Consider the following 12,498-nt stretch of genomic DNA (forward strand, 5'->3'; position numbering starts at 1 on the left):
ATTTTGTCTTGACTAATCATTAACTTACTTGCTCTGAGGTTTTACCGAAACGTCTTTGCCGGTCATTAAAAGCGTCCACCGCGGTTTGGAAAACAGCTTCATTAAAATCTGGCCAAAAGTCTTCTGAGAAATATAATTCGGCATAGGCAATTTGCCATAACAAAAAGTTACTAATTCTTTGTTCTCCGCCGGTGCGGATCAATAAGTCTACTGCGGGTAAATCTGCTGCGCAGGTATGACGTGTAAATGTCGTTTCGTCGATATCTGCCACATCAATCTGACCAGCTTGCACTTGTGTAATTAACTCTTTAGCCGCGTTGACTATGTCCCAGCGACCGCCATAGTTAGCGGCAATATTTAAAACTAAACTATCATTTTTTTCAGTCAGGGCTTCCGCTTCACTGATCCTACTCACCAACTTACTATCGAACCGACTCGTATCTCCAATGATTTTGAGCTTGACATTATTCTTATGCAGTTTTTTCACTTCACTGCCAAGCACCATCTTAAAGAGTTCCATTAGCACCCCAACCTCTTCAGCTGGTCGGTTCCAATTTTCACTGCTAAAAGCAAACAGTGTGAGAACTTTCACACCATTCTTTAATGCGTAGGAAACTGAGGCTCGCACTGCTTTCACACCCGCTTTGTGACCAAATGTGCGAATTTTGCCTTTTTTCTTAGCCCAGCGACCGTTACCATCCATAATAATAGCTACATGCTGTGGCATCGAAGATTCGACTAATTGTTCAGATGAATTCATTTATCAGTTACAACTCAATCACACTTCCATTAAGTCTTTTTCTTTCGCGACTAAAATCTCATCAATTTCTTTTACAAAAGCATCTGTTAATTTTTGCACCGCATCTTCACCACGATGGCTATCGTCTTCACTGATTTCTTTTTCTTTCAATAATTCTTTTATATCACTATTCGCATCACGACGAATATTACGGATAGCCACTTTACCTTGTTCAGCTTCATGGCGCACAACACGAATTAAGTCCTTACGACGCTCTTCAGTCAATGCAGGCATAGGAATACGCATAACAGAACCAGCACTCATAGGGTTAAGCCCTAAGTCCGATTGCATAATGGCCTTTTCAACCGCTTTTGCAGAACTTTTATCAAACACGGTTAATGCTAACGTCCGGGAATCTTCTGCGATGATATTGGCTAACTGTTTAAGTGGCGTGTCTGTGCCGTAATAAGGCACCATAATGCTATCTAGCAAGCTAGGATGTGCTCGGCCAGTTCGAATTTTTGAAAGTTGGCCCTTTAATACACTGATACTTTTTTCCATGCGCTGACGCGCGTCATCATTAATTTCGTCAATCACGATAGTTTTCCTATTTCTACTTTAGTAGTTTTGTTTGTTCGGCATGACAGATCAACGTACCTACATCTTCCCCCATCACAACCGCTCTCATACAGCCAGGTGTATTCATGTTAAACACACGAATGGGTACATTATGATCGCGAGCGAGAGTAAAGGCTGCCAAATCCATTACTTTTAATTCTTTGTCTAACACTTCATCATAAGACAATACTTTGTATAATTTTGCTTCTGGGTTTTTAGCCGGGTCATCGTCGTATACACCATCTACTTTGGTGCCTTTTAATACCGCATCAGCCTCGATTTCAATGCCGCGCAAACAAGCCGCGGAGTCAGTAGTAAAGAAGGGATTGCCCGTACCGGCAGAAAAAATGACTACGCGACCTGATTTCAGTAAACTGATGGCCTCAGCCCAATTGTAATTGTCACACACTCCATTTAATGGGATAGCAGACATCAAACGGGCGTTAACAAAAGCACGGTGCAGTGCATCACGCATAGCAAGACCATTCATAACAGTGGCCAACATACCCATATGGTCGCCGACCACACGGTTCATGCCAGCTTTAGCCAAACCTTCGCCTCGGAACAGGTTACCACCACCAATAACCAAACCCACTTCAACACCCAACTCAACAATTTCTTTTATTTCTTGAGCCATGCGTTCTAACACTTTAGGATCGATGCCGAAGCCTTCGTCTCCCATTAGTGCTTCACCACTGAGTTTTAACAATATTCTTCGATAAGCGGACTTGGGTGCGATACTCATAGATTGATAATTCCTAAAGGTGATAAAAGGCGGCGATGTTAAGGGCCTATAAGCCTATATTACATATACCAGTGTTGTTTCAAAATAATTGATGCAAAACAACACAGGTATATATAAAAAAGCACCTCAATGTGAGGTGCCAGTATTATACCCAAACAACTTTAAAATGCATGTTTCAGCGTGAATTAAAATTGATTTCGATATTCATGCCTGTGGTATTTCTATTTTTTAACAGCTGCCATTTGAGCAGCCACTTCAGCTGCAAAGTCTTCTTCTTTTTTCTCAATGCCTTCACCCACTTCAAAACGTACGAAGTTAATCACCTCAGCACCTTTTGATTTAAGTAAATCAGCAACCAAGATAGAAGGATCTTTCACGAAAGGCTGACCTGTCAAACTGATTTCGCCAGTGAACTTCTTCATACGACCAGAAACCATTTTTTCTGCAATTTCAGGTGGTTTGCCAGACTGAAGAGCGATATCAAGCTGAATTTCTTTTTCTTTAGCTACGACTTCAGCTGGCACATCTTCAGGCTTAACAAATTGAGGGCTAGAAGCAGCAACATGCATTGCGATGTCTTTAGCTAATTCTTCATCACCACCTTGTAAAATTGCGATAACACCGATACGTGCACTATGAACGTAGGCACCAAGGTTATCACCTTCAACAGTAACAACACGACGAGGGCTGATGTTTTCACCAATTTTGGCAACTAGAGTGTCACGTAATTCACTGATTTTAACGCCATCAACTTCAGTGTTATTAAGTGTGTCCATGTCGTTAATTTTATTCGCAAATGCGACTTCAATTAATTTTTGACCGAACTTTACAAAACCATCATCACGAGCCACGAAGTCAGTTTCACTGTTCACTTCCATCATAGTTGCTAAACCTTTAGCAACTTTAGTCAAAATCACACCTTCAGCGGCAATACGACCTGCCTTTTTAGCGGCTTTGGCTTGACCACTTTTACGCATGTTTTCAATTGCTAACTCAATATCACCATCAGTTTCAACCAATGCTTTTTTACAATCAAGCATACCGGCGGCTGTACGCTCACGCAATTCTTTTACCAGGGCTGCAGTCACTGCCATTTTCGTTTCCTCATCAAAATAATTTGAACGATTTATTTGAACAAATCATATGAAATTAAGATTTAAAAACAGGGGCGAAGGCCCCCGTTTAATTTATTCGTATTAGATAACGGGATGCCCGCTACCTATAGTGCCGTTTATCGCTAGGCTGATTACTCAGCAGCTTCTACGAACTCACCTTTTTCAGCTTGCGCTTCTAGGTTTTGATCTCGGCCACTGATAACAGCATCAGCTGCAGCGTTCAAATAAAGTTGAACGGCACGGATAGCATCATCGTTACCAGGTACGATGTAATCAACACCATCTGGGTTTGAGTTAGTATCAACAATTGAAACAACTGGGATACCAAGGTTGCCCGCTTCAGTGATAGCAATGTGCTCATGGTCTGCATCAACAACGAATAACACGTCTGGTAAACCACCCATGTTTTTGATCCCACCAAGACTAGTTTCAAGCTTAGTCATTTCACGAGTAAGCATTAACACTTCTTTTTTGGTCAATTTTTCGAACGTACCGTCTTGGCTTTGCTGCTCAAGTTCTTTTAAACGTTTGATTGACTGACGAACTGTTTTCCAGTTAGTTAACATTCCGCCTAACCAGCGTTTGTTTACATAAAATTGGTCACATTTGTCTGCTGCGTCTTTCACGGCATCACTTGCTGCGCGCTTAGTACCAACAAAAAGGATTTTACCTTTCTTAGAAGCTATGTTGCCAACAAAGTTAAGTGCTTCGTTGAACATAGGAACTGTTTTTTCAAGATTGATGATATGAACTTTATTTCGTGACCCAAAGATGAAGGGTTTCATTTTTGGGTTCCAATAACGAGTTTGGTGTCCAAAGTGTACGCCTGCCTGAAGCATGTCGCGCATAGATACATTTGCCATTATAAAAATTCCTTAATAGGGGTTAGGCCTCCATACATCCCAGTTCTCGATCCACTTAGAATAATTCTAATTAGAAAAACGCTTAGCAGACACCCCGAAAAATGTGTCGATGTATGTGTGATATTTACGCTAATTTACTTAGCTACTTCGCGATAATTACGTGGGGCTCTCACCCTCATTAATTTCAGCGGTGCGCTTTATAGCATGAGGATGGGATGTATTCAAGTAAATTCTTCATAATGACTTTTAAAATCAAGCCACAATCTTTAAGCTAAGCCCAAGATATTATTACATAAAAGTCAGTATCCGCCATACATCAAAATAAACCAAAAACATTCGCGCAACTGATATCCATTGTAACTTTGGGAAAATTAGCGGATTTACTGATCTCGGTCAAAACGCTCCTAGCTTACCTAGTTTCATTATTCTTGCCGTATTTGAAAAGCATTTTTTATCATTGTTTCGAATAGAACCAGAAATTTCAATAACCATATTTATTCAGCTCTGGCGGGATACACTCCGAAAAGATACAATAGCCGGTATTCAACGAATTGTATTTAGTAGGAATAAAGCATTGCCCATCACAATTAAAACTACAGCTGAAATTGAAAAAATGCGCGTCGCTGGCCGCCTCGCTGCAGATGTATTACAAATGATCGGTGAATATGTCAAAAAAGGTGTAACCACCAACGAGCTTGATCAGATTTGTCACGATTACATTGTTGATGTGCAAAAGTGCATCCCTGCGCCTCTTAATTATGGTAGCCCGCCTTTCCCAAAATCTATTTGTACTTCAGTCAACCATGTTATTTGTCATGGCATTCCTGCTGATAAACAACTCAAAGATGGGGACTCAGTCAATATTGATGTAACGGTCATTAAAGATGGTTATCACGGCGACACCTCCAAAATGTTTGTAGTAGGCAAAGCCTCCATCATGACTGAAAGACTGATTAGGGTGACACAAGAGTCTTTGTATAAAGGAATAAAAATGGTCAAACCGGGCGCTCGATTAGGAGACATTGGCCATGTTATTCAGCAATATGCTGAAAGTCACAATTATTCAATTGTGCGTGAATATTGTGGTCATGGCATAGGTGCCAACTTTCATGAAGACCCCCAAGTAGTGCATTACGGAAAACCCAACACCGGAGAAACCCTTGAAGAGGGAATGTGCTTTACCATTGAACCGATGATCAATGCAGGTAAACGTTATTCAAAAGTATTACCTGATAAATGGACTGTGGTCACCAAAGACAGAAGTTTAAGCGCGCAGTGGGAACATACCTTGCTGGTCACTGCAAAGGGCGTCGAAATTTTAACCTTACGAGACGACGAAGATATTGACCGTGTTATTAACCACTAACTCAACATTAGACTCGATATAACCAATCAAACCTTATGATAAATAATTATTGCTTGCCGTAAATAGTTATTTGTCATAACCCATGATTCACGTAATTTGTGCCAATAAATCAGGCCGTCACTCATTTAAAGGTATTCACATTGTCTCTACAAAGCCTACTTAGCCAAATAAAACTGATCAACAGCACAGATAATATTGCTGCTTACAAAACCATAGTCGCAAATAGTTACGAATGGCTAGATAGTGAATTAGGTACAGGAGAAGTAACAGGACTGGTGTTAGGCAGGGCCACATTAGTGGATGCATTGCTAAGGCATATCTGGCAATTAATGGACTTGCATCATGAGCAACATTTAACGTTAGTTGCAGTAGGTGGATATGGAAGAGGACAACTACAACCTCACTCGGATATCGATTTACTGGTGCTAAGCAAAAAATCATTATCTACAAAACAGCAAGAGCGTATAAGCCAGTTCATTACACTTTTATGGGATATTGGATTAGATGTTGGGCAATCCGTGCGCACCATCAAAGAAACGTTTCAACTGGCTAAACAAGACGTCACTATAGCCACAAACTTAGTCGAAGCACGTATTTTAAGTGGCTGTCAGGCAACCTTTGAAGGCTTACAAGAAAAACTCAGTTCACGGGGATATTGGAGCAGTAAAGATTTTTTCTTGGCAAAATATCAAGAACAAAAACAACGTCATAGAAAATTCAAAGACACGTCATATAACTTAGAGCCTAACGTCAAAGAAAGCCCAGGCTGTTTAAGAGACATTCAATCTATTGGGTGGGTTGCAAAGAAACATTTTAACGCCGTAGACGGCAAAGATTTGGTAGCACATGGTTATTTTAATCAGCAAGAATTTGATGAATTAATAGAATGTCGAGAAAACCTTTGGCGAATTAGGTTTGCTTTACACATTGTGGCTGGTCGCAGCGAAAACCGCTTATTGTTCGACTATCAAACTGATGTAGCCACACGCCTAGGTTATGGTGACGAAGGCAAAGCATCAGTAGAACGCATGATGAAATCCTTTTTCAGAACTGTTAGGCGCATTAGTGAACTGAACAAAATGTTAATGCAACGTTTTAGTCAAGACGTACTGAACTTAAATGTAAAACAACATATTGAAATTAATACAGATTTTGAACTACTCGATGGTTATATTGCCCCGACTAAAGAAAACGTGTTTGCATCTCCGGAAGCCATTTTACAATTTTTACTACTGATTGCCGATACCCCTCAAATAAAAGATCTACACTCAAATTGCCTGCGGCAATTACGTTTGGCAAGACGTAAATTTCGTAAGCAATATTATGTAGAACGAGTCGAATGTCGTGAATTATTTTTACAATTAGCCAAACATCCTAACTTCTTCGCGTTAGGCTGGGATATTATGCATAAACATGGCATTTTACAGGCTTATATCCCACAGTGGGATCACATAGTAGGCATGATGCAATTTGATTTATTCCATGCCTACACTGTCGACGAACATACTCATCGATTGGTAAAAAACATTTATCATTATTCACAACCCGACAATAAAGAATTCCCCCGTTGTGGAAATATTGTTAAAAACCTTGATAAACCAGAGCTGTTATACATTGCTGCTATTTATCACGATATTGGCAAGGGCCGTAATGGTGACCACTCTAAACTGGGTGCAGTGGACGTAGAAGAGTTTTGTCATCGTCATGGTATCAATGCTAAAGATACAGAACTGATTAGGTGGTTAGTAGAAAGTCATCTGTTAATGTCTGTTATCGCTCAAAGGCGAGATATCTACGACCCAACGGTGATCAACGAGTTTGCACAAGCGGTGCGTACCCACAACAATTTAAACCACTTATATGTATTAACCCTCGCAGATATTCGGGCAACTAATGACAATCTATGGAACGATTGGAAAGCGACACTCTTAAGAGAATTATATTTACTCACACAAAAAGCCCTAGACAATGGTTTAGAGTGCAAAGTGGCCTTGCAAGACAGAATTAGTGAACATCAAACCAAAGCTATGGCCTCGATGCTTGATAACGGTATGAACGAGACCCAAATATTACAGTTTTGGCAACGCCTGAGTGATGACTATTTTACTCGTTTCAAACCAGCACAAATCGCATGGCATGCCAACCTCATCTTAGCCGCGCACCCTATGACCGATGACTTTTTAATGGTTGGCACTAGTGCTGATACATCGAAAGCGGGTGCTGAACTGATTGTATATGGCAAAGACAGGCCCATGATGTTTGCGCAAATAGCCTCTGTTCTAGATAGCCGAAACTGCTCCATCCACGATGCACAAATCATGCGTACTCAAGATGGTTTTATGTTTGATAGTTTTACAATTTTTGAACATAACGGCGATAGGATCACCTCTGAATCACGTTTAGATAGTTTACGAGATGCGGTAGAAACGCAGTTAAATAAACCCGGCGAAAAACACATCAATAGACGCAAAATGTCTCGTCAAATGAAACAATTGGATGTAAAAACCAAAATTAGATTTTACCCCAGCCAAACCAATGTCACTTTGGTTGAGCTTGAAGCCCTAGATGCACCAGGATTATTGGCTAATATTAGTGAACAATTTATTGCTCTTAATTTCAAATTACACCAAGCAAAAATATCCACTATTGGGGAGCGTGCAGAGGATTTATTTATTGTCAGTAACGAGTTTGACCAACCGCTGACGCAAGCTGAACAGGTGCAGTTAAAGAAACGACTGTGTGAAGCCTTAGATTAGCATTTTGGGATGGTCTGTTTACTTGAAGCATGACCATCACCTGCTACTCAAAGAGCTAATCTTCAGGGTTAGATACAATAACAGCAGACGGTCAGGACTATCTAGGTAATGGGTACTTTGTGCCAACTATAGTCATAGCGGTAGCCTTTTAAACCGGAATTACTCTATCTTTAGCGAGAGTAGTTAAAAGCTAAAATATTGCACCTCAGAGGACACACAGAGCACAGAGGAAAAGCAGGTATAGTGGGTTGCGGAGCTAGAACTGTCTGGCTCTAATGTGCCAAAACCTGGCGTTGGTGAACCACTTACTTAACGATTACAAATAGCAGATAGCGGATGATGAGGATTTACAAGCTATCGCTCTGAGCTGTCCTTCAGTAGATTTTATCCACTGCCCGATTGGCTAACTCGCTGAGGGAAATACCCACTGTGACTTTAAGTGTGTTTGCCATTATCTAGATATTGACACCTAGCCTTGAGGGTTTAGCAGAAGTTTACATTTTAGATGTTACCTTCGCGCTACAAGCCCTCACGGATACTGAGTCCTGAGGCATTTAGCGCGAAGTCTGTTTTTTCGCTTTTAACAAAAAGCTATTTGAAACGGTAAATAGGCTCGGTAACGCAACACTTTTACAAAAGCATCAACTGACTTAAGCTTTTTTCTTATCCAACGTCACCACATCTGCTTTTTCTTCAGCTAAAAGAGTATCTGCTGTAATCCCTTTTAATAACTTACCGAGAGAGTCTTTATTTTTAGACAACATAATAGATAACTCTTCTAATACCTTGGCTTCAATTTTAAAGCCTTTGCCTTCAATATATTCACTTAGGTTATCCGCTACATCGAGCATTTTGTCGTATTGATCGGCTTCTTTTTTATCTGCGCTCACAAACTTCTCCACCCCTTTGTGTTCAACTACATAACGTGTGATTACGGCCATAATTTGCTCTCTTTTGTTTAACTTGATTGTACAAGGCTAACACAATAACTGTATGTATGAACAGTTACTTTTGGAGTCGATATGCAAATCAGTTTAGCTTGCAGGCAATAAAAAACCAGCACATAGCTGGTTCTCTTCATAAAACTTAGAGGCTATTCTAGGCTATTGCGCTTCACTCACCATGTTGACAGTGTATTTAGGGATTTCTACCACTAAATCTTCGTCTTGAATAATAGCTTGGCAACCAAGTCTAGAATCGGGTTCCAACCCCCATGCTTTATCTAACATATCTTCTTCTAGTTCATCACCTTCATTTAAGGAGTTAAAGCCTTCACGTACGATGATATGACAAGTGGTGCAAGCACAGACTTTTTCGCAGGCGTGTTCAATACCAATGCCGTTTTTCAAAGCAAGATTTAACACTGAGGTGCCTTTTTCACCTTCTAAAACAGCGCCATCTGGGCACAACTCATCGTGAGGTAAAAAAATTACTTGTGGCATAGTTAGATTCCTAATATTCAGTAAAGTTATTTATTTTAAATTCTGTCAACGGACTGGCCAGAGAAAGCGCTTTTAATCGATTGATCCATGCGTTTCTGCGCAAAGGTTTCGCTCAACTTATCGAGTTGTTCGATAGCGGCTTTAATGACGTCTTTGTCTGTGCCCTTCGCTAACTCGTTAAGTCTTGCGAGTCCCGCTTCAATGGCTTGTATTTCTGATGTCTTAAGTAAGTTTAGGCCGTCAGCAGCTAATGCCCCTTGCAAGTTTTCATGCACTCTTGCGGCTTCAACTTGTTGTTCTTTAAGCATACGAGCTTGCATATCTTCTTGGGCATTATCCATAGATGCTTTTAGCATAGTGGCAATTTCACTGTCTTCTAACCCATATGAAGGCTTAACTTGAATTTCGGCCTGCACTCCTGTGGATTTTTCCATAGCACTCACATTTAACAATCCGTCGGCATCAACTTGAAATGTCACCCGAATATGAGCAGCTCCCGCAACCATGGGGGGAATGCCTCGTAATGTGAATTTTGCAAGAGATCGACAATCCTTTACCAACTCACGTTCCCCTTGAACCACATGTACCATCATGGCAGTTTGCCCGTCTTTGAAAGTAGTAAACTCTTGCGCTTTAGCAACGGGGATAGTGGTGTTGCGTTGAATCACTTTTTCAGTCAAACCGCCCATGGTTTCTATACCCAAAGATAAAGGCAAAACATCTAATAACAGCATGTCGCTATCAGGCTTATTGCCAACCAAAATATCGGCTTGGATAGCGGCACCGATAGCCACCACTTTATCAGGATCGATAGAAGTCAGTGGGGTCCGCTCGAAAAAGTCGCCAACTTGTTGACAAACTAAAGGCACCCGGGTTGAGCCACCTACCATCACTACTTCAATCACTTGTTGCTTTTCTAGCTTGGCGTCTTTTAAAGCTCTGCGACAAGCTCGTAATGTATCCTTAACCAAGGGGGCAATAAGTTGTTGAAATTTGTCTAGATTGATCATCACTGATTGGTGTTTACCTGTGTCATCTTCAAACTGAACAGTAACCACAGATCCATGACTTAATTCTTCTTTGGCCTCTTTCGCTTTGTCTAGCAAAATACGATGTAAGCTTTTAGATAAGGTACCCGTTAATTGACTTTGCTGACGAATAAATTCCACTAACAAGGCATCAAAATCATCTCCACCCAGTGCAGAGTTTCCACCGGTAGAAAGCACTTCAAATACACCTTTGCTTAAATGCAAAATAGAAATATCAAAGGTGCCACCGCCTAAATCATAAACGGCTATAATGCCTTCTTGACGAGAATCCAAACCATAAGCGACAGCTGCAGCTGTGGGTTCGTTGAGTAAACGTAAAACCTTCAAACCGGCAAGTGCCGCGGCATCTTTGGTGCCTTGACGCTGGGCATCATCAAAATAAGCAGGAACGGTGACGACTGCACCTTGCAATTCATCACCTAAGGTTGATTCTGCACGCTTTTTAAGCTCGTTTAATATTTTTGCTGATACCTGAACAGGGTTCACCTCGCCCGAAGCAACAGTCATCACTGGCGATAGAGAATCTGTAAATAGGTAAGGCAAATTTGGATAAGCGGCTTTGATGTCTTGCACAGAGCGACCTAAAAAACGTTTAACTGACACAATAGTGTTAGATGGATCAATACTTGCCAGTTGTTTGGCTTCTTGTCCAATCACTTCTGAGTCGGCTAAATATCTGACTACTGACGGTAATAAATGTCTACCTTGGGCATCAGGTAACGTGAGTGCTTCACCACTACGCACAGATGCCACTAATGAGTTTGTGGTACCTAAATCGATACCAACCGCTAATTTACGTTGATGAGGGGCGGCGCTTTGACCGGGTTCAGATATTTGCAAAAATGCCATGGTCTAATTCGTTTCTTTTAGGTTGCAATGAATAAAGTTAAAAATCACTTAACACATCTTCTTTTAGCTCAATTTCAGACAACATTTTATATGAAAATTTAAGTTGGCGAATAATATTGGCCGCATTTTGTTCAGCCATTTCGTGATCACTTTCGAGAAAGTTTCTTAACTTAGTTAAATCACTTTTAATCGATTGATTAATTTCATCTTCCAGTGATGACAATACATCCAAAGGATCGGTTCGTTCAGCTATTTCAGCTAACTCTTCACGCCATTCCATTTGTTGCATCAAAAAAGCGGTGTCTTTTATGGTTTGTTGTTCATGTTTTAAATCGATACCCCGCAAACTCAATAAGTATTCCGCTCTAGATAAGGGTGATTTAAGTATTGAATATGCGTCATTTACTTGCGCATTCTTTTGAATTGCCAACAACTTCTCTTGCTCGCTACCGCTGGCAAATTTATCTGGGTGAGTTAAGCGCTGTAATTGCTGATAGGTTTGTGGCAAAACAGACAAATCCACATCGAAAGACACGGGGATATTAAAGAGTTCAAAATAATTCATCTGGCTACTAATTAGGCTTGATGTGTTTTACGTGCGGCAGAGTTTAACAAAGATAACATTAAACATTAAAGCTTTCGCCACAACCACATTCGCCACTTGCATTGGGATTAGTGAATTGAAAACCTTCGTTTAAGCCTTCTCTGGCAAAATCCAGATGTGTACCATCTAAGTACGCCAAACTTTTACCATCAATAATAATTTTCACACCATTATCTTCGAATAGTTTATCGTCAGGATTAACACCATCAACAAACTCAAGCACATAAGCTAAACCTGAACAGCCAGTGGTTTTGACACCAAGACGCAGCCCTAAACCGGATCCCCTATTTTCGAGAAACGTTTTAGCACGTAATGCTGCGGTATCGGATACAGTTATGGCCACTGGCTACTC

At 40.7% G+C, this 12,498-nt stretch carries 12 protein-coding genes; 2 read left to right on the forward strand and 10 right to left on the reverse strand.

Annotation, left to right across the window (positions count from 1 at the left end):
* Positions 1 to 19 precede the first annotated feature (19 nt).
* The 5 genes from uppS to rpsB all read right to left on the reverse strand — a co-directional run bounded on the left by uppS (position 20) and on the right by rpsB (position 4,080).
* Entirely contained in the window at positions 20 to 760 is a 741-nt protein-coding gene (gene uppS, locus CXF95_RS24125) for a polyprenyl diphosphate synthase (protein ID WP_101201064.1), read from the reverse strand.
* A gap of 18 nt (positions 761 to 778) precedes the next feature.
* Positions 779 to 1,336 (reverse strand): ribosome recycling factor, encoded by a 558-nt coding sequence (gene frr, locus CXF95_RS24130; RefSeq protein ID WP_101201065.1) that lies wholly within the window; start codon positions 1,334 to 1,336, stop codon positions 779 to 781.
* A gap of 16 nt (positions 1,337 to 1,352) precedes the next feature.
* On the reverse strand, positions 1,353 to 2,102 hold the full coding sequence (pyrH, locus tag CXF95_RS24135; RefSeq protein ID WP_101201066.1) for a UMP kinase: 750 nt from the start codon (positions 2,100 to 2,102) through the stop codon (positions 1,353 to 1,355).
* Between the two features lie 221 nt (positions 2,103 to 2,323).
* Positions 2,324 to 3,196: a translation elongation factor Ts gene (tsf, locus tag CXF95_RS24140; protein ID WP_101201067.1), complete on the reverse strand. Its 873-nt coding sequence runs from the start codon at positions 3,194 to 3,196 to the stop codon at positions 2,324 to 2,326.
* A gap of 152 nt (positions 3,197 to 3,348) precedes the next feature.
* On the reverse strand, positions 3,349 to 4,080 hold the full coding sequence (gene rpsB / locus CXF95_RS24145) for a 30S ribosomal protein S2 (protein ID WP_101201068.1): 732 nt from the start codon (positions 4,078 to 4,080) through the stop codon (positions 3,349 to 3,351).
* Positions 4,081 to 4,654: 574 nt separating this feature from the next.
* Between rpsB and map the strand changes: the two genes are divergently transcribed.
* Together map and glnD are read left to right on the forward strand one after the other, a co-directional pair.
* Positions 4,655 to 5,446 carry a type I methionyl aminopeptidase gene (gene map, locus CXF95_RS24150; RefSeq protein WP_101201069.1) on the forward strand — a complete coding sequence of 264 codons (792 nt, stop codon included), beginning with the start codon at positions 4,655 to 4,657 and terminating at the stop codon, positions 5,444 to 5,446.
* Positions 5,447 to 5,586: 140 nt separating this feature from the next.
* A complete protein-coding gene (glnD, locus tag CXF95_RS24155) occupies positions 5,587 to 8,202 on the forward strand; it encodes a [protein-PII] uridylyltransferase (RefSeq protein WP_101201070.1) in 2,616 nt (871 codons plus the stop codon).
* Between the two features lie 650 nt (positions 8,203 to 8,852).
* Here glnD and CXF95_RS24160 read toward each other — a convergent pair.
* From CXF95_RS24160 to iscA, 5 genes are all read right to left on the reverse strand, one after another.
* A complete protein-coding gene (locus CXF95_RS24160) occupies positions 8,853 to 9,143 on the reverse strand; it encodes a YebG family protein (protein ID WP_101201071.1) in 291 nt (96 codons plus the stop codon).
* Between the two features lie 162 nt (positions 9,144 to 9,305).
* Positions 9,306 to 9,644 carry an ISC system 2Fe-2S type ferredoxin gene (fdx, locus tag CXF95_RS24165; protein WP_101201072.1) on the reverse strand — a complete coding sequence of 113 codons (339 nt, stop codon included), beginning with the start codon at positions 9,642 to 9,644 and terminating at the stop codon, positions 9,306 to 9,308.
* Positions 9,645 to 9,679: 35 nt separating this feature from the next.
* Positions 9,680 to 11,542 (reverse strand): Fe-S protein assembly chaperone HscA, encoded by a 1,863-nt coding sequence (gene hscA / locus CXF95_RS24170; protein WP_101201073.1) that lies wholly within the window; start codon positions 11,540 to 11,542, stop codon positions 9,680 to 9,682.
* A gap of 37 nt (positions 11,543 to 11,579) precedes the next feature.
* Positions 11,580 to 12,107 (reverse strand): co-chaperone HscB, encoded by a 528-nt coding sequence (hscB, locus tag CXF95_RS24175; protein ID WP_101201074.1) that lies wholly within the window; start codon positions 12,105 to 12,107, stop codon positions 11,580 to 11,582.
* A 58-nt stretch (positions 12,108 to 12,165) separates the two neighbouring features.
* Positions 12,166 to 12,489 (reverse strand): iron-sulfur cluster assembly protein IscA, encoded by a 324-nt coding sequence (iscA, locus tag CXF95_RS24180; RefSeq protein WP_101201075.1) that lies wholly within the window; start codon positions 12,487 to 12,489, stop codon positions 12,166 to 12,168.
* Positions 12,490 to 12,498 lie beyond the last annotated feature (9 nt).

The organism is Paraglaciecola sp. MB-3u-78 (assembly GCF_002835935.1).
In the GTDB taxonomy this organism is placed as follows: Bacteria; Pseudomonadota; Gammaproteobacteria; order Enterobacterales; family Alteromonadaceae; genus Paraglaciecola.

Coding starts and splice junctions, on each gene's coding strand:
- uppS (WP_101201064.1), bottom strand. CDS start 760: ATGAATTCATCTGAACAATTAGTCGAATCTTCGATGCCACAGCATGTA.
- pyrH (WP_101201066.1), bottom strand. CDS start 2,102: ATGAGTATCGCACCCAAGTCCGCTTATCGAAGAATATTGTTAAAACTC.
- tsf (WP_101201067.1), bottom strand. CDS start 3,196: ATGGCAGTGACTGCAGCCCTGGTAAAAGAATTGCGTGAGCGTACAGCC.
- rpsB (WP_101201068.1), bottom strand. CDS start 4,080: ATGGCAAATGTATCTATGCGCGACATGCTTCAGGCAGGCGTACACTTT.
- CXF95_RS24160 (WP_101201071.1), bottom strand. CDS start 9,143: ATGGCCGTAATCACACGTTATGTAGTTGAACACAAAGGGGTGGAGAAG.
- fdx (WP_101201072.1), bottom strand. CDS start 9,644: ATGCCACAAGTAATTTTTTTACCTCACGATGAGTTGTGCCCAGATGGC.
- hscA (WP_101201073.1), bottom strand. CDS start 11,542: ATGGCATTTTTGCAAATATCTGAACCCGGTCAAAGCGCCGCCCCTCAT.
- hscB (WP_101201074.1), bottom strand. CDS start 12,107: ATGAATTATTTTGAACTCTTTAATATCCCCGTGTCTTTCGATGTGGAT.